Here is a 24,716-nt window from a genome sequence, read left to right as displayed (position 1 = left end):
GTGGGGCCGGGCGGGAACAGTCCGTCAGCTCGGGCAGCTGACGGTATAGGTCCAGACGGTTCCCGACGGACCGGTGACGCGGACCAGGACAGCGGTTGCGGTTCCCGGAGGTACCGAGACCACCACGGATCCGACGCCGGTGCTCCCACCCACGTACCCGGTGTTGTGGATGGGGGCACCCTGGTAGAACACCTCGATCTGGTCGGGAACATCGACGGTGTCGTAACTGAGAACGAACGACGTCGGTCCGGTTCGACCCAGGTCGTGCAGGGTCTCCGTCACGCCCTCTTCACCCGATAGCGTGGAGGCATTGCACTGTTGAGTAGCGATGCCTCCGTTCGCGGAGCCGGTGTCGATGCCGAGAATGCCTCCGGCGATTGCGCTTCCGCTGCCGAGAATGCGGGCACCGTTGTCGATGATGTTGCCGCCGTCGAGAATCGCGCTCCCGCTGTCGATGATGGCGCTGCCACTGTCGATGATCGGTCCGATCTCGGGTTGGGCCATGGCTGTCGCGGGCACGGCCAGTGCACATGCCGCGGTTGCCACGGCAACTGCCACCGAACGACGAACCAGGTTCTTGCGAATTCCACTCTTGCTCGACACAATTCCTCCACCGAAAGTCACCGACGGGCTGTCCGTCTCAGCGATGGTGACACAGCGATCGTGCGTCGAGTATCCCTTGTTCGGATGATCCTTCAGCGTCAAATACCCTGTGCCCCAGAAGTTTGTGTCGTTCAGTCGACTGATGTGCGGCCCTGACCCCGACTGCACGTACATCTCGAGATGTACGACGAGATACTCACGCAGACCGATGTGGCAAGGCATGTTGACTCGTAACGTTGTTCAGGTCAACGACACAGCGATATCGGAGGAACCGTCATGCACGCCGCAACACTTCTGTCTCAGCAACCGTCCACCACCGAGCAGGTGCTGGGCTGGGGTGTGGGCACCATCGTTCTGGTGGCGGTGCTCGGCGCGGTCGTACTGTTCGTTGCGGCGCTGGTCAGCATCATCCGCTCGCCCAACTACACCGTCGCCGGCAGGGCAGTGTGGATCTTCGTCGTACTCGCGTTCCCGTTCCTCGGTCCGCTGGTCTGGTTCGTGTGGGGTCGAAAGTCGACGTTCGCCGTCGCTGCCTCCAACGGCCTCAGATGATCGACCCGATCGTGCGCGCCGCGTCGGCGAACTCACCGGGGTTGGGGCCGGCGTAGTTGAGGCGAAGGTACTTTCCGGTGGGTTCGGCGGGAAAGTAGTCGTCTCCGGCCCCGACGATCACACCCGCCGACTTGCACTCCTGCACAATACGTTCCAGATCGGAGTCGTCGCGCAGGCGCATCCAGAGATTGAGCCCACCACGCGGCACTGCGTCGAGATGGCCACGCGGAGCGAACTCGATGAGGCTGTTCGCCAACAAGTCTCGACGCGAGGCCAACTGCGCGCGCAACCGCCGCAGGTGGGTACGCCAGGCCGGCTGCGTCACCACATCGAGTGCGACGGCTTGCAGAATCCCGCTGACATACATCGATTCGGCTCCCGTATCGGCGAGGATGCGTTCGTGGGCCGGTCCGCGAGCGATCAAGCCCGCCAGGCGAACCGACGGTGACACCGTCTTGGTGAGGGAGCGAAGGTAGACGACATGCCCGGCGTCGTCTCGTGCGGCCAGCGGATTCGGCTCCGAGGTGATGCCGAAATCGTGGGCCGAGTCGTCCTCGATCAGGAACGCGCCGTGGCGTCGAACAGTGTCGAGAACCTGCTCGGACAATGAGGGCGACCACTGTGCTCCGGTGGGGCTGGCGAATGTCGGTTGGGCATAGAACGCCCGAGCACCGGTGTGCGCGAATGCCCGAGCGAGCGCGTCGGGGTCCGGACCGTCGACGCCGCTGGGTATCGGTACGACGCGGACGCCGGCCTGCGTAGCGGCAAGGATCGCACCCCAATACGTCGGCGACTCCATGAGCAACGGCCTGCCGGCACCGACCAGCGCTCGAAAGGCAGTGCTGAGTCCGGTCTGGCTGCCGGGGATGATGACCACATCATTGGCCGACGGTGGCGTGATACCCAACGGGGTCGACGCCCCCAACTCGGCGGCGAACCAGGCCCGCAGTTCCGGCAGACCGGCGGTGGGTGGTCGGGCGATCACCGAGTCGGTGCGGGCGGCGCGGGTGAAGGCGGCGTGAACAAGCCTTTCCGGCAACAACTCCCGGGCCGGGTAGCCCGAATGCAACGCGATCACATCGCTCGATGTCGACTGCAGGGCGGCAGGCAACTGCAGACGGTTGTCCGGTGCCCCCAGGGCTGCGGTCTGCCACCCGTAATCGTTGGGGCGGGCCGTGCGCACCGTTCTGACGAATGTGCCGACGCCAGGACGGCTTTCGATGACGCCCTGCGAGATGAGGGTGCGCAGGGCTTTCTGCACCGTGACCGGGCTCGCCGAATGCTCGGCCACCAGGGCGCGGGTGGACGGCAGCCGGGCTTCCGGAGGCGCAGTCGCAATCCAACTTCTCAGTGCAGACACGATCCGGGAGCTGCTATCGTCGGACATGACACAGCATAGTAGCGCTACTCGAACTGGAACGGGTCTGCTATCCCGCGCCGGTCTGCTCTGGGGCCTCGCCGGCGTCACGGCGTTCTCGTTCACGGTGCCGCTGACCCGCGTCGCCGTCACCGGGGGCCTGTCCCCGCTCTTCGTCGGCTCCGGACGCGCTGTGGTCGCGGCGGCATTGGCTGCGGTTGCGCTGGCCGCGACGGCGCAACGGCTTCCCCGAGGGCGGCAATGGATTCGACTGGCGGTGATCGCAGCCGGTGTCGTCATCGGTTTTCCGGTGCTCACCTCGTACGCCCTCACCACCGCATCGGCGGGACACAGCGCCGTCGTCATCGCATTGCTCCCGGCGGCCACCGCCGTCGTCGCTGTCGTCCGCGAACGGCAACCGGTCCGGCCGATGTTCTGGTTGGTTGCAGGCGTGGGGGCTGCCGTCGCAATCGGATTCGCTGCCCTGCAAGGCGGACAGGTGACGGGATTGCAGTGGTCGGATCTGTTGCTGCTCGGAGCCGTGGTCGCCGCAGCGGTGGGATACGCCGAGGGTGGGCTGTTGGCGCGAGAACTCGGTGCGTGGCAGACGGTGTCCTGGGCCCTGGTGGTGTCCGTGCCGGTCACCGGTGCGATGGCCGCGCTCGCGTGGTGGCAGCAACCGTCGACAGCAGGGGCATCCGAGTGGGCTGCCTTCGGCTACCTGGCGGTGGTGAGCATGTATCTCGGGTTCTTCGCCTGGTATCGGGGACTGGCGATCGGCCCGATGGCCGGCGTCAGCCAGGTCCAGTTGATCCAACCTGTGCTGACCATCTGCTGGGCCGCGATCATCCTGCGCGAGGGCTTGACGTGGCCGGTGCTCGTGGGTGGAGCGGCGGTCATCGTGTGTGCAACAGTGGCGGTCCGGACCCGGATGTCGCCGACCGTTCGGCAGGAGGAGTTTTCGAGATGACGAAATCGATCGATCAGGCGCGCAAGCTCGAGAACGTGCGCTACGACATTCGTGGCCGCATTCTGGACAAAACCGAAGAACTCGAGGAGCAGGGTCACGCAATCCTGCGACTCAACGTCGGCAACCCCGCCCCGTTCGGTTTCGAGGCACCGGACGAGATCATGATGGCCATGATCCGCAACCTTCCTACGGCACAGGGGTATTCGGATTCCCGAGGCCTTTTCTCCGCCCGCACCGCGGTGGTCCAGTACTACCAGACCAAAGGCTTGACGGATCTCGATGTCGGCGACGTCTATCTCGGCAACGGGGTATCGGAATTGATCACGATGACGATGCAGGCTCTGTGCAACCCGGAGGACGAGATCCTCATTCCCTCCCCCGACTATCCGTTGTGGACGGGTTCGGTGGCCCTGGCCGGAGGCATACCCGTCCATTATCTGGCCGACGAAAGCCAGGACTGGGCCCCGGACTTCGAGGACCTCGAAGCCAAGATCACGCCCCGCACCCGTGCAATCGTGGTGATCAACCCGAACAACCCGACCGGCGCGGTGTACCCACGCGCTGCACTGCAGCGATTCGTCGACCTGGCACGCAAGCACGATCTGATTCTGCTCGCCGACGAGATCTACGAGAAGATCGTCTACGACGGTGCGGAGATGATCAATCTCGCGACTCTGACGGGCAAAGATGTTCTGTGCCTGACGTACTCGGGCCTGTCGAAGGCATACCGGGTCTGTGGTTTTCGGGCTGGATGGTTGGCGATCACCGGCCCTCGTCGACGTGCGGCAAGTTTCATCGAGGGCATCACGCTGCTGTCCAACATGCGCATGTGCGCGAATGTGCCGGCGCAGCACGCGATACAGACCGCGCTCGGCGGTAGGCAGTCGATCGAGGATCTGCTGCTCCCGGCGGGCAGGCTGACCGCGCAGCGCGACCTGGCGCATCGCATGCTCAACTCGATCGACGGAATCAGCTGCGTGCAGGCGGCGGGTGCGCTCTACATGTTCCCGAAACTCGATACCGAACGTTTCGGGATCGTCGACGACGAGAAGTTCGTCCTCGACCTCCTCGAATCCGAGAAGATCCTCGTCAGCCACGGCCGTGCGTTCAATTGGGATGTGCCCGATCACTTCCGGCTCGTGACCTTGCCCAACGTGGACGATCTCGGAACGGCGCTCGAGCGTCTGGGTAATTTCATGAGCTCGTACAGGCAGTAACGATCAGCTCTGATCCGGCTCGAACAGTTCCTCGATCGAGCAGTCGAAGGCGGCGGTGAGAGGGAGGCCGATCAACAGCAGCACTGTGCGTACAGGAAATTACACACTGGCCCTCACACTCAGGTGAGTGGGACGGTGAGAAAACTGTCACCGACGTGCAGCATCGATGTAGTAGATCGAAACGTGCCAGGTGGTGAGGTGGTATCACTCAGGAAAGGACCACCGTCATGCCGGATCTCTTCAGCCCGTTCACCCTCAAAGGGGTGACGCTTCGAAATCGAATCGCCATGTCGCCGATGACGATGTATCGCGCCGTCGACGGAAAGATGAACGACTTTCATCTCATGTATCTCGGTGCGCGCGCAGCCGGCGGTTTCGGGATGGTGTTCCCGGAGCAGGTGGCGATCACGCCCGACGGACGCACCACTCCCGGGTGCGCCGGAATCTACGACGACGATCAGATCGAGGGTCACGCTCGCGTGGCGTCGATGATCAAGCAGATGGGTTCGGTGCCGGCGATTCAGTTGGGTCACACCGGACGCAAGGGCAGCGAAGTGCCGCCGTGGCAGGGCGGACACCAGCTTCCGGCAGACCATCCCGACGGTTGGGAATGTGTTGCGCCGTCGGCGATTCCCTACGGCGGCGACCACTCGTTTCCCGTCCACGAACTCACCGTGCCCGAGATCAAGGCCATCCACCAGAGCTACGCCGACGCAGCCGTCCGAGCTGCGGAGGCGGGGTACGAATGGCTCGAAATGCACTACGCGCACGGCTACCTCGGGGCCAGCTTCTTCTCCCCACTGGCGAACCAGCGCACCGACCAGTACGGCGGAAGCTTGGAGAACCGGGCACGGTTCCATCTCGAGGCACTCGACGCGGTGCGCGAGGTGTGGCCCGAGAAGTTCCCGCTCACCATGCGATTGGGCTCGGACGACCACCACCCGGACGGGGTTCAGTTCGACGAATCCATGATCGCCATCGGATGGATGAAGGAACACGGCCTGGACATGGCCGACGTCAGCCTGGGCTTCAATACCGACGACATGGTGGACCCGCCGTTCGGCGACATGGGGTTCATGGTCGAGCGGGCCGCACGGGTCAAGCGTGAGCTGGATATCCCGGTGACCTGCAGCTGGAATCTGGGAGTTCCGGAAAATGCGGACACCGTGATCCGCGACGGCAAGATCGACGTGGTGTTGCTCGGTCGTCCGGCGTTGGCCAACCCGCACTGGCCGGTGTGGGCTGCACGCGAGCTCGGCCATGGTGACCCGTTCTCGCTGGTGCCCGAGGACTGGAGCTGGTGGCTGAAGAATTTCCGAGGACACGACCCGAGCATCGGATTGCCGCCGGCGAAGGTCGTCGAGGTCGAGCAGGAGCGCAAGATCGCGTAGTAACCAGGAGGGGGCCGGACGGCGATCACAGACCACCTGCGGACGGTAGGGTTCCAAGGGCTCGCATCATGAGGAGCCCAGCGGTGTTCTCGTATCGAAGCGGAGGTTTGTGATGGCCGGCGGACTCGTAGCCCTGCTCGACGACGTGGCAGCGCTGGCTCGTCTGGCAGCTGCATCCATCGATGATGTCGGTGCAGCGACCGGTAAGGCGACGGCGAAGGCGGCCGGTGTCGTGATCGACGACGCAGCAGTGACGCCGCAGTACGTTCGCGGTCTTGCGGCCGAACGTGAATTGCCGATCATCAAGCGCATCGCCGTGGGTTCACTACGCAACAAGCTGCTGATCATCCTGCCGATCGCGCTGCTGCTCAGTCAGTTCGTGCCGTGGCTGTTGACCCCTATTCTGATGCTCGGCGGTTGCTACCTCAGCTACGAGGCCGCGCACAAGATCTGGGGCGCACTGTTCGGTCACGGCGACCATCACGCCGCCGCCGAGGACGAGCCGCGCGACGAGGACACCGTTGTCTCCGGAGCGGTACGCACCGATCTGATTCTGTCCGCCGAGATCATGGTCATCGCGCTGGACACCATTGCTGCAGAGGGCTTCTGGAGCCGACTGATCATCCTCGCGGTCGTCGCCGTGGTCATCACGATCGTCGTGTACGGAGTCGTCGCGCTGATCGTCAAGATGGACGACATCGGTCTGAAGCTGGCCGACGGCTCCACCGGGTTCGTCGAGAAGTTCGGCCGAGGCCTGGTCAAAGGCATGCCCAAGGTCATGTCGGTGCTGTCGGTCGTTGGTACCGCAGCGATGCTCTGGGTCGGTGGACACATCCTGCTCGTCGGCATCGACGAGCTCGGATTCCACCCCATCTACGAACTCGTGCACCACGGCGAAGACGCAGTCCGCGGAGTGGCCGGCATCGGCGGAGTGCTGGCGTGGATCGTCAACACCCTCGCGTCGGCGGTCATCGGCGCGATCGTCGGTTGCATCATCGTGGTTGCGCAGCTGGGGATCTCGAAGGCGCTCGCCAAGCGGGCTGCCGCAAAGTAGTGGCAGCGTTCATCACCTGTCAGCAAGCTCGAGAACTCGTCGCTCCGATGCAGAAACGTCGGCGAGCGATGCCGTCAACTCGTCCCACGCTCGTTGCACGCGGAGTTCATCGCGCCGCAGGCGTTTCTGCGCAGCAGAGAGTCTGTGGCGCTCGGACCGAAGTAGTCGCTGCTCGCGATCGTGCTCGGTGATGAAGAGGTATGTGTGCGGATCGAACGGATACATGCCAACTCCTATGGTGTCGTGGGGAATCCGTGCATCAGAACCATGACGTGTTCGCGCTCCTCCGAGGTCGCGGTTTCCCCGTGTCGACGCCACCTGTCCACGACGGCACGTAATTCCACGTCCATCTCGGCGGTTTCGCTCGCTGTCAGTCGCAGGACGTTGTCGGTGCTGAAGGCAGCCGATACCCACTCCGGCCCCCAGGATTCAGATGTCCGATCGAAATCGCGTAGCCGAGACCACTGGTGCGCCAACCAGGAGTCCTTGGACGCCTTGGCAACCGACAACGACTCCGGCGAATCGGAGAAGTCGTTCTCGGACCAGCTGAACCCTTCCTCGTTGGCCTCCGACCACCAGCGTTGACGCTTGTCCGATCCGTTCTCGACCTCCTTGACGAACCCGTGTTCGGCAAGTTTGCGCAGGTGATAGCTCACCGACGCGGGCGACTCGTCCACCAGATCGCCGAGCTGGGTCGCTGTCATCGACTTGTTGGCCCGCAATGCGTAGAGCAAGCGCAGCCGAATCGGGTGCGTCAGCGCCTTGAGTTCTGACATGTCCGTCAGCTTGCGTGGCGTCCGGGGCGGTGGGGGTGGGCTCATGCACCAACCATAACCCGAAAGAAAACTTTCGCAATAGTTCTTTCGGAATTACGCCGGGGCCCGCTCCTGCAGGAACACGATCAGAAGAGCTCCGAATCCAACCACGACTGGTGAAGGCGAGCAGGATCGGACCGGGCGGCTTCGCAGCTCGTCGAGGCGCGTTGGCTGCCTCGATCAGGCGGTCGATCAGGCGGTTCGACATGGGTCGACGGTACTAGCCGCTGTGCACGGTCACGGCATATCCGTCCGGGTCGGACAGGACGAAGGTCTTCCCGAACGGTCCGTCGAAGGGTGCCGTGAGGATGGTGACGTCAGCGGCGACCAGTGTCTCGTGCAGCGCCTCGGCGTCGTCGCATTCGAGCCACAGCGCAATCCCGAGTCCCGGCTGTCCGCTGTCGAGATCGGTTTCGGCAGCGGGGTTTCGGACCGCGAACGGTATCGGCGAGGTCGTGAACACCACCGCGCCCGGGGGTGCCTGCGGTGCGCGGACGAGACCCAGGCGCGATTCGTAGAAGTCTGCACTGACGGCGAGGTCGCGTACTTGCAAGGAGAGGAAGCTCGGTCCGGAGACGGTAGCGGTGGTCATGTGGTTGGTTCCTTTCGGTGGTTCGTCAAGTTCTTGACGAGTTCAACGTATGTCAAGATATTGACATGAGTCAAGTGGACCTCGACACCTCGATCGGCTACGCCCTCAAGCGAGCCACATCCGCCCTGCGTTCGGCGATGGACGATTGTCTACGCGATCTCGATATCACCGTCTCGCAGTACTCCAGCCTCGAACTCCTCGCGCACAAGCCGGGATTGTCCAATGCAGAGCTCGCTCGCGCGGTGTTCGTCAGCAGGCAGGCCACCCATCAGCTGTTGGCCGGGCTCACGCGAGACGGCCTGGTGGAGATCGAGGGCACCGGCCGCGATCAACGCCTGCACGTGACGAAGCGGGGAATCGAACGACTGCGGCAAGCGTCGGCCGCCGTCGCCGACGTCGAACGTGACATGATCGCATCACTGTCCGCGCAGGAGCGAGAAGTGTTGCATCGCAACCTTGTTGCCTGCGCTGAGGCGTTGGACGGGAACCGACCCTCGTGATGTCACTCGATCGAGTCGAGGAACTCCAGCATCGCCGTGTTGAACTCGTTCGGTCGGTCCATGTTCGCGGCGTGACCGCACTTGTCCAGCACTACCGACCGACCGTGGGGATTGTTGTCGACGGACTCGGAAGCATGTGCAGCAGGCCAGAACTGGCTGTCGCGTCCGGCCATCATGAGGTACGGCTTGTCGATGCCCGCGATGGTCGAGCGCCAATCCTGCGCAGCATGATCGGCGAGCAGAGCCTTCATCGGTGGGGTGTCGGGTGATGCCATCTTCGGCATTGCCTTCAGTGCGAGTATCAGCTTCAACAGCGACGGTATCGATTTCCACTGGGGTCGGCCGTGGCCGGTATCTGGTATTCCGTTGTCGAAGAACGCGGTTCGGTTGTCCTCGGTGAGGCCATAGAAGCCGTTGCGCCAATCGTCGCTGTTCACCATCTTCGGTGTCTGATCGACCGACACGATTGCTCGCACGTGCTCGGTGCCGAACTGCGAGATGTACGACCACACGGTGCTCGCCCCCATCGACCCGCCGATCAGGACGACGTCCGTGACTCCCACGGCCGCGAGGAAATTGGCCACATCACGCCCGTGCCGCTCCATGGACGCGCCGTGTGTCGGTGCCTCCGAGGCGCCGTGCCCTCGTCGATCGAGCGCCAACACCCGATATCCGTTCGCCACCAACGCCTTCTGCTGTAGCACCCAGGTGGTCGCGGGCGCGCAGAATCCGGCGATCAGAACAACGGCCGGGCCGGTGCCCTCGTCGAGATAGTTCAGGGTGACGGCATCGTCGGTGATGACGGTCGGCATGGTCGAAACTCCCTCAGGCGAAGGTGGCGTGCATTTCCCAGATCATGATTTCGCTCGCGGTCGATGCTGTCACACGGTGCCCGCCCGTCGAGGTCAGTCGCACCGCGTCGCCCTGGGCCAGGTTGCCGACGTCCTCGAACACCGCCGAACCGTCGGCGACGAAGACGTGACCGAACGGCGCGTCGGGAACGGTGATCGACTGTCCGGGCTCGAGCCGCGCAACGTGGAGTGCCGCAAAACGATTGCCGATGTTCACTCCACTTCTTCCTGGGATTCCCGATGCCACGCAGACGAGCTCGCCATTCGCCAACTCGTCTCGAACGTCGCGCTCGTCGTACGACGGCACCCTCCCGTCGGTATCGGGTGGGATCCACATCTGCACGACGCGTAGCTTGTCGCGGCCGGTCAGGCTGGATGCGTTGCGTTCGGTGTGGCGAATGCCGGTGCCCGCACTCATTCGCTGAATCAGCCCGGGGCGGATCAGCCCGGAATGACCCTCGGAATCCGTGTGTTCGAGCGTTCCCTCGAGTACCCAGGTGAGGATCTCCATGTTCTCGTGCTGATGGGAGTCGAACCCCTCGCCCGGGGACACCGTGTCCTCGTTGTGCACCATCAACAGTCCATGCGCATTGGCCGGGAGATCGTAGTTTCCGGTGGCGGGGAAAGACTGCTTGGAATCGAGCCATTCGTTCCACCAGTGATGCCGTTGTTCGCTGGGAATGTGGGTGAGGGTCACGACGCGTTGTCCCGCATTGCCGAGAATGTACGTGTGACGGCCGCGAGATCGTTGGGGTCGATCAGATCGAACATGTTCTTCCGTACGGCTTCGACGTGCCCGGGGCTGGCGGCGGCGAGGGTGTTCATGCCGGCCTCGGTGAGTTCGGCAGACATTCCTCGCTTGTCGTCGTCGCATTTGACGCGCCGGACCCAGCCGCAGTCGACCAGTCGACTGATGGCCCTTGTCACGCCGCTGCGAGTGGTGGTGACGGCGTCGGCGAGTTCGCTCATGCGGCGTCGACGGTCGGGTGCTTCGGAAAGCACCACCAGCAACTCGAAGTCGGTGAACGAGATGCCGGAGTCGCGCGTGAGCTGATTGTCGAGATCGCGAAGCAACAGCCGCGTTGCGTCGAGGTATGCGCGCCAGGCCTGCTGTTCGTCCTTGCTGAGCCACCGTGGTGAATCCATGCGCCCATAGTAGTTGACAACGCAACTAGCAGGTGTACTGTTCTCAGTAGTTGACGAAGCAACTACTTGACCCCGGAGGGTGGAGCGATGACCAACGAACTGACTGCGGAAGAGACACGCCGCGCGCAGGAACACGAAGAGCAGCGGGAACGCATTCGTCGGCAGCACCTGAAGCCTGCCGGTGAGCGGCCTGCTTCCTCGGCTCGCGGCCTCCATCACACCGCATTGGTCAGCAGCGACGTCGAAGCAACGGTCCGCTTCTACCAGGATCTGCTCGAGTTTCCGCTCGCCGAGCTCATCGAGAACCGTGACTATCCTGGGTCTTCGCACTTCTTCTTCGATATCGGCAACAGCAATCTGTTGGCGTTCTTCGATTTTCCCGGCCTCGATGTCGGACCCTACGCAGAGGTGCTCGGCGGTCTCCATCACGTGGCGATCAGTGTCGAGCCCACCAGGTGGGAACACCTGCGTTCCAAGCTGATCGACGCCGGAGTCGAACTGATCGAGCACAGCGAGGTCTCCCTGTACTTCCGCGACCCCGACGGTGCCCGCCTGGAACTGATCGCCGATCCACTCGGTGAGATGTACGGCTCGCACGTTCTCTGACCCCCACACTTCGAGATCCGAGGCAATGACATGACCTCTGCAGCAACCACACTCGACGTCCGCCGAGCCGACGACCGATTCAAGACCAGGATCGGCTGGCTCGACTCCAAGCACTCCTTCTCCTTCGGCAACCACTTCGACCGTGGCAACACCCACCACGGTGTCCTGATGGTCAACAACGACGACATCGTCACTCCCGGTCAGGGATTCGACACCCATCCGCACCGCGACATGGAAATCGTCACCTGGGTCCTGCAGGGTTCGCTGGTGCACCAGGATTCGATGGGCCATACCGGTGTCATCTACCCCGGTCTCGCGCAGCGGATGAGCGCAGGTACGGGAATCCTGCACTCCGAGAAGAACGATTCGTGGCGACTCGGTGAGACCGCCGGCTCGTACTCGGGCAAGCACGGCGATCCCGTTCGCTTCGTGCAGATGTGGGTGGTCCCGGACGAGCAGGGCATCACCCCGGGCTACGAGCAGCTCGAAATCGACAGCGAATTGCTCAGTGGCGGACTGGTTCCCGTGGCGTCAGGCATGGCTCATCACGCCGACCACGCGGCGATCCGCATCAAGAACAAGTACGCCGCCATGCACGCTGCCCGTCTGCAGCCAGGGCAAGCCCCGGTCGATGTGCCCGACGCGCCGTTCGTGCACATCTTCGTCGCCGAGGGTGAAGCGATGCTCGAGGGAGTCGGCGTACTCGCCGAGGGCGACGCCGTGCGGATCTCCGGAGGCGGCGGGCAGAAGCTGAGCACCGCAACCGGAGCCGAAGTGATCGTGTGGGAGATGCACGCCGCGATCGCCGGGTGAGGTCTGCTACCTCTTCAGACCGAACATCTTCGCGATCGTCTTCTCCATGAACGTCGCAGGCAGCAGCCGCCGCGCAAGAAATACGACCGGTGCGTTGCTGCCCCTGGCGTACAACGGTTTCGGCTTGTCCGCCTCGATGGCCTTCAGCACCACCTCCGCGACATTCTCGGCGGAGATGCCGGTTCCTTCTTTGCGGTCCAGGGCTGAGATCGCGGTGTGGAAGTCGTCTCGGTGGACCGAATCCGGTGCGATGTACTTGGTTCGCCGCTCGCTGATTCCGGTGTTGATCGATCCCGGCTCGACGGTGGTCATCCACACGCCGTAGGGCGACAGTTCCAGGCGTGCCGCGTCGGAGAAGCCCTTGATGGCGGCCTTCGTCGAGGCGTAGGACGAGCGGTAGGCGAGCGGGAAGCTGGCCAGCATCGAGCCGACCATGACGATGCGGCCGTACCCGCGCGCACGCATGCCGGGAATGACGCTCTGCGACAGCGTCACTGCGCCGAAGACGTTCAACTGGAACAGTCGCTCGATGGCGTCGGTCGGCAGTTCCTCGAACGGACCGGACTGACTCTCACCGGCGTTGTTGACCAGGACGTCGACGTCACCGAGATCGGCGACGAAGGTGCGGATCGAGTCGGCGTCGGTGAGATCGAGAGCGCGATACTCGACGCCGGTGGCCCGCTGGGCGTCGGTCATCGATGCCGGATTGCGGGACGTGCCGATCACTCGATAGCCCCGGGCGACGAGCGCCTGCGCGACCGCGCGTCCGATACCCGACGAAGCTCCGGTGACCACTGCGGTGCGATTCATGTCCGGAATGGTACCGGTGCAGTCGGTTCGTACCGCATGACGAATCAGCCCATACCGGTTAGTCTGTTACCCGTGCAAACGAACTCTGCCGCCCTGCTGATCGAGCACCTGTGTATGGCCTTCGGCCCCAAGGTTGCCGTCGACGACCTCTCGCTGATGGTTCCACCCGGATCGATGTTCGGCCTCGTCGGCCCGAACGGCGCAGGTAAGACGACATGCCTGTCCATGGCGGTCGGTCTGCTCAGGCCACAGTACGGCCGAAGTCTCGTGTTCGGACGAGATGTCTGGGCCGATCCCATCGCCGCAAAAGAACTGTTGGGCGTGCTTCCCGACGGGCTCGCTCTGCCCTCGCAGTTCACCGGCCACGAGCTGCTGACGTACTTCGGACGACTGCGCGCGATGCCGGAGGACGTGATCGCACAGCGTCGAGACGAGTTGCTGGACGCGCTGGATCTGGCGGATGCCGGGGGAACCGTCATCGCCGACTACTCCGCGGGCATGACCAAGAAGATCGGACTGGCCTCGGCATTGCTGCACGGTCCACGGCTGCTGGTGTTGGACGAACCGTTCGAGGCGGTCGACCCCATCTCCTCCACCACCATTCGCAACATTCTGATCCAATTCGTCCGGTCCGGCGGCTCGGTGATTCTGTCGAGCCACGTGATGGCCCTCGTCGAGCAGCTCTGCACCCACGTCGGCGTCATCACCGGCGGCCGCGTCGTGGCCGCGGGAACGGTGGACGAGGTCCGTGCGGGGGGAAGCCTGGACGACGCCTTCGTTCGCCTGGTGGGTACTCGCGAGCAGAACCCCGACGGCCTGTCCTGGATGCGCTCGTGACGTCCCTCGGCCGAACCGTCCTGCAGATGCGAATCACGCTCTACCGCAGGCAGTTCAAGGGCGGGCAAGCAGTGGTGAAAGCCGTGTTCGGGTTGCTGGGACTGGTATTCGCGGTCGTGGCATGTGTGTTGTCTGCGCGCAGTGGAGACTCGCAGGTGTTGGTCGGCGGCACCGCGAGCCTCGGGCTGACCCTGATCGGCCTGAGCTGGGTGCTGTTCCCGGTGCTCTCGGGAATCTCCGACGACAACATCCAGCCCCGCCACTTCCAGATGCTGTCGGTCGAACCCGCACGCCTGGCTCGTGCGTTGTTGGGCACGTCGGCGTTCGGCATGGTGGTGCCGTTGACGGCGATTGCAACTGCGTCGATCCCGATCTATGCCGTGTCCCGTTCCTTCGCAGCACTTCCGGTCGCTCTGGTGGCTTGGCCCGCGACCGTGGTGCTCTTCGTGTCACTGTCCAGAGTGGTCACCGTGGCGATGTCTCAGCTACTGAAGAGTCGACGTAGTCGAGAGTTCGCTCTGCTGGCGTTCGGTGCGGTGTTCGGCGGACTGTACTTCCTGCAGTTCCCCATCACCCAGAACTTCTCGCGGGTGCTATCGGGTGAAGTGACTTGGCCTCTGACTCTGGCACATTCGATTCCGTTCAGCTGGGGAATCACCGGTGTGGATGCTGCGCTGGACGGGAACTGGCTCCTGGCGATCGGCGCAGTGGCGGGACTGTTGCTGCTCGACGGTGTAGTGGTGTGGTCGTGGCAGCGACTTGTGCTGCGGCTCTTCGAGGGACGGGTGTCCGCCTCGTACGGCGCGTCGCGGAAGCAGGTGGAGGCAGGGGGTCGTAACGGCGATACCGGCTGGCGGGCATCGCGGATCGGTGCGGTGGTGATGCGAGAGCTGTCCCTGTGGCGCGGCGATATGCGTCGTCGAAGTCAGCTGCTGTCGGTCCTCATCTTCGCGGTGCTCGGAGGTGTCGGTCCGTTGGTGACCGACTCGATTCCGTTCAGTGCAGCATGGGGCGCGTGGATCGTGATCTTCATGGCGATGGGCGCGGGATCGAATCTGTACGGCCTCGACGGCGGTTCGATGTGGCACCTGGTGATGATTCCGCAAGCTCTGCGCGACGACGTTCGTGGCCGGCAGCTCGCCTGGCTGATCGTGGCTGCACCCTTCGCGATCGTGCCCACGGCGGTCGTCCGCGTATTCGGTGACCTCGGACTCGACCGATTGGCAATCCCCATCTCGGTCACGCTGTCGATGCTCGGGGTCAGCGCCGGCCTCATCGTCATGGTCTCCGTCCGTGCCGCCTATCCGGTTCCCGAACCGACCAAGGCCTTTTCTCTCAACACACGAGGGTCGTTCAACGGAGGTTCGTTCGCCCTGCTCATGCTGGCAATAGTTGTACTCGCGGTGTCGGTACTGCCCGCTCTGCTACTGGCACTACTCCTCCCCGGTGCCTTCGCGTATCTGTCCGTTCCCGTGGCCGCGGCCGTCGGGTGGCTGGGGATGTGGTGGGGTGCGCGGGTGGCCGTCGACACGTTGGTCCGTGACTCCGACAAGATCCTGCACGAGGTGATCTCACGGTAGAGCGCGAATGGCCCGACACGGGTTGCCGGCCGCGAAGGTGTGCGACGGCACGTCGCGGGTGACGACACTTCCGGCTCCGATCACCGAGTTCTCGCCGATGGTGACTCCCGGACAGACGATGACCCCGCCACCCAACCACACGTTGTTTCCTATGGTGATGGGAAGAGCGCTCTCCCAGCGTGTTCGGCGCGCCTCGTGATCCTCCATGGGGTGCAGCGCCGTCAGCAGTTGCGCCCGTGGCCCGATCGATACGTCGTCACCGATGGTGATCGGCGCGCAGTCCAACAGGATTGCGTCGTAGTTGAGAAACGTATTCGATCCGATGGAAATGTAAGTGCCGTAGTCGCATTGGAATCTGGGCATGATCGACGAGTCCGATCCGATGGATCCGAGCAACTCGCCGAGAATCTCGCGCCTTCGGTCGTTGTCGTCCGCCTCGGTCGCGTTGAATCGGTCCAGTAGCTTGCCGCATGCCACCCGAGACGCCACCAACTCGGGATCACTCTCTCGGTACAACTCGCCGCGCAGCATTCGATCCCGGTTCTCGTTCATGGATGACAGGCTACCGATCGGTCGGCCTCTCGAACAGTGCCACGCTGAACCACGAACTGCCGTCGGCGAACTCGCGGCGGCCGACGTAGCGGAAGCCCTGCCGCAGGTAGTAGTTGCGCAGTTCGGTATTGGTCTCGGCACAGTCCAGACGCAGTAGCGATCGCCCTTCCTGCCGGCTTCGCCGCAATGCCCACTCGAGCAACGACGCGCCCAGTCCCATTCCTGACTCGCTTCTGTTGATCACCACCCCGTGCACGTACCCGGCGTGCCCATCCTCTTCGGGCCAGATTGCGGGATCGGCCCAGATCAACCGCAGAGCCCCGACTATCGGGGCACCGGGCTCGCGTCGAGCGACGTGGAACTCTCCTGCCTCGATCTGCGCAGCGACCGTGGTGAGGGGCACCTCGCGTGGCGTCCACTGATCGATTCCACGAGCGAACAGCCAGTCCTCGGCAGCGTGCCGGAGGCCGAGTATCGTTGCCGCGTCGGCGGCAGATGCGAGTTCTACGGTGAGCACGGTGCCATCGTACGGAGGTGGCGAGTCCTGTGGTGAACGTGCTTGTGGTCGAGAACGATTCGGACCGGAGGTCCTTCCCCGCGATCGACGGTGCCGAGTTTCGGAGGTGCACGATGGCCGAACTCGCCGACGCGGTGCCGTGGGCCGAGGTGCTGCTGTTCCGGACGTTCGAGACCGCCGATCTGCGGGCCGTATGGCCGAAGGCCGAGAATCTTCGGTGGATCCACTCGTCGAGTGCCGGCGTCGATCGACTGCTCGATCCGGTTCTGCGCGAGGGGTCGTGGACGCTGACGAACTCCGGTGGAATCCTCGACCGCGCGATCGCCGAGTACGTCGCCGCCGGCATTCTGGCGTCGGTCAAGAAACTGCCACAAGCGCTTGCTCGACAACGCGAGCGAGTCTGGGAGCACAGAATCACCAACGGGATTCGCGGTCGCTCCGCTCTCGTTGTCGGACCCGGTTCCATCGGGCGCGAGATCGGCCGAGTGCTCGGTGCCCTCGGAATGCGCGTGGATGCCGCGGCAACGTCCGAGCGGTCCGGTGACACGGAGTTCACGCGAATCCGCAATGTTCGGCAACTACCCACGTATGCGGGCGACTACGACGTGATCGTGCTGGCGGCACCGTTGACCGATGCCACCCGCGCTCTCGTCGACGGCGAGGTGCTCGCGGCCATGCGTCCCGATTCGGGGCTGGTCAACATCGCTCGCGGGCCCGTCGTCGACGAACGAGCCCTGTGCGACGCCCTGACGTCCGGAGGTATCGGGTGGGCAGTGTTGGACGTGTTCGAGGTCGAGCCGCTGCCGGACACGAGCCCGCTGTGGGGCATGGACAACGTCATCCTGACTGCGCATCTGGCGGGCGACGCCGATGACTTCGCCGACCGTCTGTGGGCGTTGTTCGAGGACAACCTGCAGCGATACGTCCGTGGTTCGGCACTGGTCAACGTCGTGGACATGCGGTTGGGATACGTGCGCAGACAGAACGACGCGCAAAAGTATACGTAACACCTCGTAGCGTGTACTAAGGTGCACGAGTGCGTGAAATCAATCGTTCGGCCGTTGCGTCGACCAGCCGTGACGCGGCGTTCGCCTATATGGACGACTTCAGAAACGTCCCGCAGTGGATGTTCGGCATCACCCGGTTCGAGCCGACGAGCGAGGTCACCTCAGGCCTCGGTGCCCGGTACGACGCGACGATGCAGATCGGTCCGAAGGCCCTCACCTCCGTCGTGCACGTGACCGAATGGGTCCACAACGAGAAGCTCACGCTCGAATCGGTCGAGGGCCTGTCCAACTCGTCCACGTGGTCGTTCTCCGATACGGCAGACGGCGGTACCCGTCTGGATGTGGTGTTCCGCTACAGCCTGCCGGGCGGAATCGCAGGCAAGGTGCTCGGCGCGGTAGTGGAACCGGTTGTGGGTCAGGCGATCAAGCACACGGAGTCGACATTGCGGGCCCGATTGGAAGCCGCCGACTAGTACACGTACTTGTCGAGGGCATCCAACACCTGGTCGACGGCGAGCCACGCGAACAGGAATGCACAGACACCCAGCGTGAGGTTGGTGAACCAGCCGTTGCGCCATTGCGTCGGCACGCGATCACTGTTGAGCAGAATCAACAACGTGACTGCCAGGAACGGCATGAACACCGCCCCGAGTACGCCGTACGTCAGTACTAGCCCGATCGGTTGGTCGAGCCACAGCAGCGCCATGGGCGGAAACGTCAGCCACGCGACGTACCAGCGGAAGTACTTGCCGCCCACGCGCGTGTCCGAATCGCCCTGTTCGAGCCCCTTCAGATTACCGACGAAGTCCGCGAACATCAGGCTCACGCCGTTCCACACCCCGATCAGCGACGAGAACGACGCCGACCAGAATCCGATGAGGAACACGTAGCCGAACACCGTGCCGTAGCGCTCGGCCAGCACGTCGGAGAGCTGAACCAAGCCCTGATCGCCGGTGGAGATCGCGATCTGCGACGAGTACAGCAGTTCGGCACCGACGATGAGCATCGCGAGGACGAAAATGCCCGAGATGACGTACGCCATCGAATTGTCGATGCGCATGACGCGCATGAATTTCGGTGTGATCCAGCCTTTCTCGCGCAGCCAGTAGCCGTATGCGGCGAGCGTGATGGTGCCACCGACGCCACCGGCGAGGCCGAGGACGTACACGATCGAGCCGTCGGGAATGGTGGGAACGATGCCCTTGACGATCGCGGGAACGTTCGGAACAGCCACTACCGCAGCGCCGATGACCGTGACGAACATGATGCCGACGAAGACGGTGATGATCTTCTCGAAGAACCCGTAGCTACCGAGCGAGATCAATGCGAACCCGAGGAGTCCGGATGCGATGGCGACGACCTTGAGATCCAGTGCGGGGAACAGTGCGACGATCGGCAGCGCACTCGACGACATCGCCGCAGCGCCGTACACGAATCCCCAGATCACGATGTAGGGCGCGAAATACACCGTCGTCCACCTACCCAGCGAACGCCAGCCCTGGAAGATCGTGTTGCCCGACGCCAGCGTGTAGCGGCCGGCACCTTCCACCAGAACGACTTTCATGACGACACCGACGATGATCACCCACAGCAGTGCGTAGCCGTATCGTGACCCGGCGACCAGTGTCGCGACGAGGTCGGCGGCGCCGATGCCGGTTGCGGCGACCACCAGTCCAGGGCCGACCACCTTCCATTTCGGGGGCGGTGCAGTGGTTTCCGTCATCGGTTCTCCTCGCGGGCCGGCGTCTGCTCAGTGACCTGCCTCACTCTTTACGAAAGTGGAGGTCCCTGGCAAGCCGACTCTCCCGCCGCCGGGTTCGGCCCCTGTTCGTCACGAGCGGAACACGATACGAGCAACCCATTTGGTGTTGTGGACGCCCGGAAGAGCAGGCACGATCACGCGTGCGGGATAGCCGTGATCGAGCGAGAGATCGACGCCGTTGACTTTCAGAGCCAGCAACGAGTTCGGGTGCGCCGCTTGATTTCCCTGCAGCACCGCACGGGTGAACGCTCCGTTCTGCTCGAGCGAGCTCACCTCGGCCGACCGCGGTGCGGGCACACCCGCCAGTGCGGCGAGTTCGGCCAACGGGACGCCGGTCCAGGTCTGCGTCGTGGACCATCCTTCGACGCACGCAATCGGAAGTTTTGCAGTTCGCTGCGTCATCGACAGCAGCCTGCCTCGGGACAATACGATCGGGACGGCGTCGTCGGCTGCACTGCTGATCGTCAGTTGCCAGTCGGCACCGGTCTGCGCCTCGGTGATTCCTGCCGCTTCCGCCGTTCGGTTGATCTGAAAGTCGTTGGGGCCGTCGCCGTTGGAGCGCCCGCGGGGTAGCAGAATGGCAGCCTTGCGCAGCACTCCGCCGAGCGTCTGGCCGACTGTCAACACGGCAACGAAACCCATTCCGGCAGCCACCAATCCGATGGCACCGCGGCGATTCATGGTCGCCGGAGGGTTGTCGTCGTTCTGCTTGTCCGGAGCTTCGTTCCTGGCGCGCAACACGTCCATCAGGGATTCGGATCTCAGGGTGCGCCACATCAGCGGAACCTTGAGGCCGAGGTGAACGAGAAATCCGGAGATGAACACCCAGGCACCGAAGTAGTGAGCGGCGTAGAAATCGAAGCCGAACACGTAGTCGTACTGGATGTTGAGAACACCGGTGACGATCTCGAAGAGCAGGCCGCCCACGAGAGCCAGCAGAGACAGACGTTCGAGCGCATGCGCGGGTGACCGCACCGGCGGTAGTTCGACGAGCTTGGGCATCACCGACCAGAGTTTCGCGATGACGAGCGGCACGATGATCAGGCCGAGCCCGACGTGCAGGCCCTGCGTGAGTTGGTAGAGCCAGGCAGGGTTCGTCGGCCAGTCGAAGAAGGGCAACCGTAGCCACCCCACGGCACCGGGCCTGGCCTGGCCGAACTGCGGGCCGTACGCGCTGTACGAGAGCAGACCCGTCACGATGATGATCGGCAGCGCCACCAGGAGTACCGCACCGAACAATGACGTCAACCACGTGCCGCGCAGCGGACTGCGGAAGCGCGCGAGCGGGTTGCGTGCGTCGGCCATGTAGGGCATTCGCTGCCCAGGCAGTGCCGGATGTCTCGTGGCCTGCTCGGGTACCGGTGGGTCGTCGCTCACGTGCGCCTACCGCCCTTCGCTCGCTCGGAACAAGCATTCGGTGTCAGTATCGGGCCGAACAGCGAGAAAGCAAGCCGATACGTCCCCGCGGGGACGTACCGGACGCTCGTCGAGAAGTTGTTGTCGGTGCCTCGTTCTACTGTTCGTCGAACATGCATTCGATGAATGGGGGCGTTCATGATCGACATGACCGAGGCGCGATCCGAGGCGGGGCGGATCGACATGAAAGAAATCGAGACCGAAATCTGCGCTCTGGCAGGGCAGATCGCTGCGGCGTCGGCGCAGTATCTGATTCTGGTGGGTGAGTTCGATGCTCGACGCGGATGGGCGGCCTGGGAAGTGCGGTCCTGTGCGCATTGGTTGTCCTGGCGTGCGGGAGTCGATCTGCACACGGCCCGTGAGCAGGTGCGGGTGGCCAAAGCGATGCGAGAACTGCCGCTGATCACCTCGGCGTACCTGAGCGGCACGATCTCGTACTCCAAGGTACGAGCGATGACCCGGGTGGCCACGGCCGAGAACGAGGCATCGCTGCTGCAGAAAGCGCTGGATGCACCCGCCGCGCATATCGAACGGCTCTGTCGCGGCCTGAAGAAGGCGATGCGTCCGACCAGGGGCAACGGCGTCGACCTCGATCCGTGCGTCGGGCGGTGGCGCTGGGACGAGGAGGACGGCTCGCTGCTGGTCACGGCGCGGTTTCGCCCCGAGGACGGCAAGCGATTCCTGGCTGCGTTGACCAGAGCGGAGTACGAGCGCACTCGAACAGAGAGCGAATCACAGGGTGATCGGGCGGCGCCGGCACCGCCCGACCCGGTGCCGGCGATGATCGCGATGGCCGAGATGGTCTGCGCTGCGCTGGATTCGCCGGTTGTGTCACCGGCAGCGGAAGTGTTGGTCCACATCGGCGGCAGCGACGTAGCGGGTTGCGATCATGCCCATTTCGACGACGGTCCGGGGTTGGACGACGAGACGTTGGCTCAGGTGCTGTGTTCTGCGGTCATGCGGACTGTCGGCCACGGCCGACTCGGAAAAACGGTGCGGTGGAGTTCGACCGCGAAAGCACCGAGCCGAACGCAGATGCGTCAGTTGATCATTCGAGACCGATGCTGCGCGGTGCCGGGGTGCGGCCGGACCCGCTTCATGCATGCGCACCACGTCACCTACCGCTCACGGGGAGGTGCGACGTCACTCGACAACCTGGTCCTGCTGTGCGGCGAGCATCATCGAGCGTTGCACGACGGGTACTTCTTCATCGAAGCCCGTGGTGATCAACGCTTCTCGTTCCGCCATCCCTCGGGAACCGAGATCATCCACGCTCCCGCGGTGTCCGGAGACGCCGACGAGATCAAGCGACGGTACGGCGACATCGCGCCCGACGCCATCGTGCCGAATTGGGGTGGGGAAGGTCTCGACCTGAGCTACGCGACCGATGTCCTGATCACGAATTGGCAGCAGGCTGCATGAAATGGGGTCCTCGAGGGCAAGTTAGTGTGACGGCGAGACTCGGACAAGAAGCGGTGGGACATGAGCGTCGACAGATCGTTGGAGGACGAACGGCCCTGGCCGGTGGAACGAGCACCGAGCCGGACCGATGCGACCAGGCCTGAGGACGACCCCTTCTACGCCGCGCCCGAGGGGTACGAAGCAGCTCTGCCCGGGACGATTCTCAAGGTGCGGCCGGTCGAGGTCGCCATGTTCGGCCGCATCCGCCAGCGGGTCGACGCGTGGCAGCTGCTGTATCGCACCGCTGATCTCGGTGGTCTTCCGCAGGCCAGTGTGACCACGGTGCTGCGCCCGTACAACGCCGAGCCGGTCCTGCTGTCGTATCAGTGTGCGATCGACGGCGTCGCGTCCTCGTGTTTCCCGTCCTATGCGCTTCGGCGTGGCGCGCGGGCGTTCGGTGCGGTTCCGCAGTTCGAGTTCCTGCTGGTACTGCATGCCCTGCGCCGAGGGTGGACCATCTCCATCCCGGATCACGAGGGCCCCGACGGACACTGGGGTTCGCCGCAGGAACCCGGATTCTGCACGCTCGACGCGGTTCGCGCGGCGCTGTCGTTCGAGCCGCTGGACCTGCATTCGAGCACGCCGGTCGCGCTGTGGGGCTACTCGGGCGGCGGGCTCGCGACGTCCTGGGCGGCGGAAATGGCACCGGAATATGCGCCGGAGATCGAGTTGGTCGGTGCTGCCCTCGGCTCGCCCGTCGGAGATCCCGGCTCGGCGTTCACCAGGCTGAATGCGACGTTCCATTCGGCGCTGCCGACGCTGGTGGTGGCGGGTCTGCGGCGCACCTATCCAGAGCTGGACCGGGTCATCCGGCAGTACGTCAACGAGGACGGGATGCGCATTCTCGATTCCGTCGAGCACATGACCACCGTCCGCGCTGTCACCCGCCTCGCGCGGCACGACCTGGATCGCTACATCGAAGTGCCGTTGGCCGATCTGCTGGCTCTGCCCGAGATCGTGCAGGTGTTCCAGGACATTCAGCCGGGTCGAACCGCTCCGACGGCACCGCTGCTGGTCGTTCAGTCGGTGCACGATCAGATCATCGCCGTCGACGACGTGGACGGGCAGGTGGATCGGTACATCGAGGCCGGTGCCCACGTGACCTATCTACGGGATCGGCTGAGTGAGCACCTGTCGCTGCACCCGCTCAGTGCGCCGCTGACATTGGACTGGCTCGCCGATCGATTCGCGGGACGGCCGGTCGGCGAACCGTCGACGCGAACGGTGTGGTCCACAGCGTTCTCGCTCTCCGCGGTGCGGGGGTTGCTGTCGCTGACCTGGACAACCATCAGAGCCGTGATCATCGGCGTTCGGGCGTAGCTACCCTCGGACCGATGCAGCGAACCTGGATACGGATACTCACCGGCTCGATCGCCATCCTGGGCATCGTCATCGGAGTTGCGGCGATGGTCGTCTACTACACCGACACCCGGATCAATGTTCTGATCGCGCTCGCATCGTTCGTCCCGTTGATGTTCGTCGCCGTTGTGGTCGGCACCCTCGTGGCGCTGATCGGTCGGCGCTGGATTCTGGCGGGAGTGTCCGCACTGGTGCTGGTGGCCGGTGCGTTGGCCTACGCACCGCTCTATGTGGCGGACGCGGCACCCGAGGATGCGTCGGGCGACGAGGGAGTGCGACTGCGGGTGATGCAGGCGAATCTGATGATCGGGCTGGCCGATCCGACGGTCGTGGTCGGGCAGGCCCGCGCGAGCGCCGTCGATATCGTCACGATCCAGGAACTGACCGACGCGTCGGTGGTCGGCCTCCGCGACGCCGGCATGGAAGAACTCTTCCCCTACAGCTATCTTCAGCCGCACGTGTCCGGCGGCGGCGGAGCCGGCATCTACAGCCGTTTCCCGATTTCCGGCAATCGCGAACTCGACGGTTACGGACCGGTGAATCTCGCCACCGAGGTCGAGGTTCCCGGCTCCGAGCCGGTTACGTTACTTGCGGTGCATCCCGGTCCCGCCTACATCACCCCGGCCGACGTCTGGACCGCCGAATTGGACACTCTCCGAAACGATTTGGAAGCAGCGTCGGGGAGCGGGCCGGTGATCGTCAGTGGCGACTTCAACACGACGTATTCGCACAAGAAGTTCCGCAACCTGCTCGATGCCGGATACTCCGACGCTGCAGCGCAATTGGGGAAGGGCCTGATCCCCACGTATCCCACGGACAAGGGAACCCCCGCCGTCGTCGGAATCGATCACATCCTCAGCAACACCGGTCATGCTCGCTCGCTGGAGCGAATCGATCTCCCCGGATCGGACCATCACGGGTTGATCGGGGAGATCGAGTTCCTCTGAG

28 protein-coding genes are annotated in these 24,716 nt (G+C 64.0%); 15 read left to right on the top strand and 13 right to left on the bottom strand.

Translation table 11 applies throughout. The features are described from left to right. Positions 1 to 24: 24 nt before the first annotated feature. Entirely contained in the window at positions 25 to 825 is an 801-nt protein-coding gene (locus tag MTX35_RS26030; RefSeq protein WP_308198131.1) for a hypothetical protein, read from the bottom strand. A 54-nt stretch (positions 826 to 879) separates the two neighbouring features. Between MTX35_RS26030 and MTX35_RS14165 the strand changes: the two genes are divergently transcribed. Beyond that, positions 880 to 1,155, top strand: a complete 276-nt coding sequence (locus MTX35_RS14165; RefSeq protein WP_243595595.1) for a PLD nuclease N-terminal domain-containing protein — start codon at positions 880 to 882, stop codon at positions 1,153 to 1,155. Here MTX35_RS14165 and MTX35_RS14160 read toward each other — a convergent pair. Continuing rightward, on the bottom strand, positions 1,148 to 2,542 hold the full coding sequence (locus MTX35_RS14160) for a PLP-dependent aminotransferase family protein (protein ID WP_243595594.1): 1,395 nt from the start codon (positions 2,540 to 2,542) through the stop codon (positions 1,148 to 1,150). The genes MTX35_RS14165 and MTX35_RS14160 overlap by 8 nt on opposite strands. On the opposite strand from MTX35_RS14160, the gene MTX35_RS14155 reads away from it, so the two are divergent. The 4 genes from MTX35_RS14155 to MTX35_RS14140 all read left to right on the top strand — a co-directional run bounded on the left by MTX35_RS14155 (position 2,541) and on the right by MTX35_RS14140 (position 7,144). Next, on the top strand, positions 2,541 to 3,482 hold the full coding sequence (locus MTX35_RS14155) for a DMT family transporter (protein WP_243595593.1): 942 nt from the start codon (positions 2,541 to 2,543) through the stop codon (positions 3,480 to 3,482). The genes MTX35_RS14160 and MTX35_RS14155 overlap by 2 nt on opposite strands. Further along, positions 3,479 to 4,699, top strand: a complete 1,221-nt coding sequence (locus MTX35_RS14150) for a pyridoxal phosphate-dependent aminotransferase (RefSeq protein WP_243595592.1) — start codon at positions 3,479 to 3,481, stop codon at positions 4,697 to 4,699. Before MTX35_RS14155 ends, MTX35_RS14150 begins: the two co-directional genes overlap by 4 nt. Before the next feature lie 227 nt (positions 4,700 to 4,926). Beyond that, positions 4,927 to 6,090: an NADH:flavin oxidoreductase/NADH oxidase gene (locus MTX35_RS14145; RefSeq protein ID WP_243595591.1), complete on the top strand. Its 1,164-nt coding sequence runs from the start codon at positions 4,927 to 4,929 to the stop codon at positions 6,088 to 6,090. Between the two features lie 112 nt (positions 6,091 to 6,202). Then, the gene (locus tag MTX35_RS14140; RefSeq protein WP_243595590.1) at positions 6,203 to 7,144 is read left to right on the top strand and encodes a DUF808 domain-containing protein; all 942 of its coding nucleotides are present in this window, start codon (positions 6,203 to 6,205) and stop codon (positions 7,142 to 7,144) included. Positions 7,145 to 7,156: 12 nt separating this feature from the next. Here MTX35_RS14140 and MTX35_RS14135 read toward each other — a convergent pair whose 3' ends face one another. The 3 genes from MTX35_RS14135 to MTX35_RS14125 form a co-directional block, all read right to left on the bottom strand. Next, positions 7,157 to 7,369, bottom strand: a complete 213-nt coding sequence (locus tag MTX35_RS14135; RefSeq protein WP_243595589.1) for a hypothetical protein — start codon at positions 7,367 to 7,369, stop codon at positions 7,157 to 7,159. Between the two features lie 8 nt (positions 7,370 to 7,377). Further along, positions 7,378 to 7,965, bottom strand: a complete 588-nt coding sequence (locus MTX35_RS14130) for a helix-turn-helix domain-containing protein (protein ID WP_243595588.1) — start codon at positions 7,963 to 7,965, stop codon at positions 7,378 to 7,380. A 214-nt stretch (positions 7,966 to 8,179) separates the two neighbouring features. Beyond that, entirely contained in the window at positions 8,180 to 8,551 is a 372-nt protein-coding gene (locus MTX35_RS14125) for a VOC family protein (RefSeq protein WP_243595587.1), read from the bottom strand. A 65-nt stretch (positions 8,552 to 8,616) separates the two neighbouring features. Here MTX35_RS14125 and MTX35_RS14120 point away from each other — a divergent pair, with 65 nt between their 5' ends. Next, a complete protein-coding gene (locus tag MTX35_RS14120; RefSeq protein WP_243595586.1) occupies positions 8,617 to 9,051 on the top strand; it encodes a MarR family winged helix-turn-helix transcriptional regulator in 435 nt (144 codons plus the stop codon). Positions 9,052 to 9,053: 2 nt separating this feature from the next. Here the strand turns inward: MTX35_RS14120 and MTX35_RS14115 are convergent, their stop codons facing one another. From MTX35_RS14115 to MTX35_RS14105, 3 genes are read right to left on the bottom strand one after another with little or no spacing between them, the layout of a single operon-like run. Further along, entirely contained in the window at positions 9,054 to 9,863 is an 810-nt protein-coding gene (locus tag MTX35_RS14115) for an alpha/beta fold hydrolase (RefSeq protein ID WP_243595585.1), read from the bottom strand. 13 nt (positions 9,864 to 9,876) lie between these two features. Next, a complete protein-coding gene (locus MTX35_RS14110) occupies positions 9,877 to 10,599 on the bottom strand; it encodes a pirin family protein (protein ID WP_243595584.1) in 723 nt (240 codons plus the stop codon). Further along, a complete protein-coding gene (locus MTX35_RS14105; RefSeq protein ID WP_243595583.1) occupies positions 10,596 to 11,048 on the bottom strand; it encodes a MarR family winged helix-turn-helix transcriptional regulator in 453 nt (150 codons plus the stop codon). Before MTX35_RS14105 ends, MTX35_RS14110 begins: the two co-directional genes overlap by 4 nt. A gap of 87 nt (positions 11,049 to 11,135) precedes the next feature. Here MTX35_RS14105 and MTX35_RS14100 point away from each other — a divergent pair, with 87 nt between their 5' ends. Both MTX35_RS14100 and MTX35_RS14095 read left to right on the top strand, forming a co-directional pair. Further along, positions 11,136 to 11,654 carry a VOC family protein gene (locus MTX35_RS14100; protein ID WP_243595582.1) on the top strand — a complete coding sequence of 173 codons (519 nt, stop codon included), beginning with the start codon at positions 11,136 to 11,138 and terminating at the stop codon, positions 11,652 to 11,654. A 30-nt stretch (positions 11,655 to 11,684) separates the two neighbouring features. After that, on the top strand, positions 11,685 to 12,467 hold the full coding sequence (locus MTX35_RS14095; protein ID WP_243595581.1) for a pirin-like bicupin family protein: 783 nt from the start codon (positions 11,685 to 11,687) through the stop codon (positions 12,465 to 12,467). Between the two features lie 6 nt (positions 12,468 to 12,473). On the opposite strand, the gene MTX35_RS14090 is transcribed toward MTX35_RS14095, so the two are convergent. After that, the gene (locus MTX35_RS14090; RefSeq protein WP_243595580.1) at positions 12,474 to 13,277 is read right to left on the bottom strand and encodes an SDR family oxidoreductase; all 804 of its coding nucleotides are present in this window, start codon (positions 13,275 to 13,277) and stop codon (positions 12,474 to 12,476) included. Positions 13,278 to 13,313: 36 nt separating this feature from the next. Between MTX35_RS14090 and MTX35_RS14085 the strand changes: the two genes are divergently transcribed. Further along, the gene (locus MTX35_RS14085) at positions 13,314 to 14,114 is read left to right on the top strand and encodes an ABC transporter ATP-binding protein (protein ID WP_374230298.1); all 801 of its coding nucleotides are present in this window, start codon (positions 13,314 to 13,316) and stop codon (positions 14,112 to 14,114) included. Further along, positions 14,111 to 15,694, top strand: coding sequence for an ABC transporter permease (locus MTX35_RS14080; protein WP_243595579.1), 1,584 nt, complete (start codon positions 14,111 to 14,113; stop codon positions 15,692 to 15,694). Before MTX35_RS14085 ends, MTX35_RS14080 begins: the two co-directional genes overlap by 4 nt. Here MTX35_RS14080 and MTX35_RS14075 read toward each other — a convergent pair. Both MTX35_RS14075 and MTX35_RS14070 read right to left on the bottom strand, forming a co-directional pair. Beyond that, positions 15,686 to 16,246, bottom strand: coding sequence for a sugar O-acetyltransferase (locus tag MTX35_RS14075; RefSeq protein ID WP_243595578.1), 561 nt, complete (start codon positions 16,244 to 16,246; stop codon positions 15,686 to 15,688). The two genes, MTX35_RS14080 and MTX35_RS14075, sit on opposite strands and share 9 nt — an antisense overlap. Positions 16,247 to 16,256: 10 nt before the next feature. Beyond that, a complete protein-coding gene (locus tag MTX35_RS14070) occupies positions 16,257 to 16,763 on the bottom strand; it encodes a GNAT family N-acetyltransferase (protein ID WP_243595577.1) in 507 nt (168 codons plus the stop codon). 32 nt (positions 16,764 to 16,795) lie between these two features. Between MTX35_RS14070 and MTX35_RS14065 the strand changes: the two genes are divergently transcribed. Both MTX35_RS14065 and MTX35_RS14060 read left to right on the top strand, forming a co-directional pair. Then, entirely contained in the window at positions 16,796 to 17,770 is a 975-nt protein-coding gene (locus MTX35_RS14065) for a D-2-hydroxyacid dehydrogenase (protein ID WP_243595576.1), read from the top strand. Between the two features lie 29 nt (positions 17,771 to 17,799). Then, a complete protein-coding gene (locus tag MTX35_RS14060; protein WP_243595575.1) occupies positions 17,800 to 18,243 on the top strand; it encodes an SRPBCC family protein in 444 nt (147 codons plus the stop codon). Here the strand turns inward: MTX35_RS14060 and MTX35_RS14055 are convergent. Then, positions 18,240 to 19,493, bottom strand: coding sequence for an Nramp family divalent metal transporter (locus tag MTX35_RS14055; RefSeq protein WP_243595574.1), 1,254 nt, complete (start codon positions 19,491 to 19,493; stop codon positions 18,240 to 18,242). The genes MTX35_RS14060 and MTX35_RS14055 overlap by 4 nt on opposite strands. A gap of 108 nt (positions 19,494 to 19,601) precedes the next feature. Beyond that, positions 19,602 to 20,837, bottom strand: a complete 1,236-nt coding sequence (locus tag MTX35_RS14050) for a molybdopterin-dependent oxidoreductase (protein ID WP_243595729.1) — start codon at positions 20,835 to 20,837, stop codon at positions 19,602 to 19,604. 249 nt (positions 20,838 to 21,086) lie between these two features. On the opposite strand from MTX35_RS14050, the gene MTX35_RS14045 reads away from it, so the two are divergent. Genes MTX35_RS14045 through MTX35_RS14035 form a run of 3 tightly spaced genes read left to right on the top strand, consistent with a single transcriptional unit; the run spans position 21,087 to position 24,715 of the window. Continuing rightward, positions 21,087 to 22,370, top strand: coding sequence for an HNH endonuclease signature motif containing protein (locus MTX35_RS14045; RefSeq protein ID WP_243595573.1), 1,284 nt, complete (start codon positions 21,087 to 21,089; stop codon positions 22,368 to 22,370). A gap of 60 nt (positions 22,371 to 22,430) precedes the next feature. Then, complete coding sequence (locus MTX35_RS14040) at positions 22,431 to 23,729, top strand: lipase family protein (protein ID WP_243595572.1); 1,299 nt, start codon at positions 22,431 to 22,433, stop codon at positions 23,727 to 23,729. 14 nt (positions 23,730 to 23,743) lie between these two features. Continuing rightward, on the top strand, positions 23,744 to 24,715 hold the full coding sequence (locus MTX35_RS14035; protein WP_243595571.1) for an endonuclease/exonuclease/phosphatase family protein: 972 nt from the start codon (positions 23,744 to 23,746) through the stop codon (positions 24,713 to 24,715). Position 24,716 lies beyond the last annotated feature (1 nt).

The sequence above is a fragment of the Rhodococcus sp. ARC_M12 genome (assembly GCF_022810385.1).
GTDB classification, from domain to species: Bacteria; Actinomycetota; Actinomycetes; order Mycobacteriales; family Mycobacteriaceae; genus Rhodococcoides; species Rhodococcoides navarretei.
Note: the sequence above shows the minus strand (reverse complement) of the source record. Positions and strands in the feature narration are given on the sequence as shown.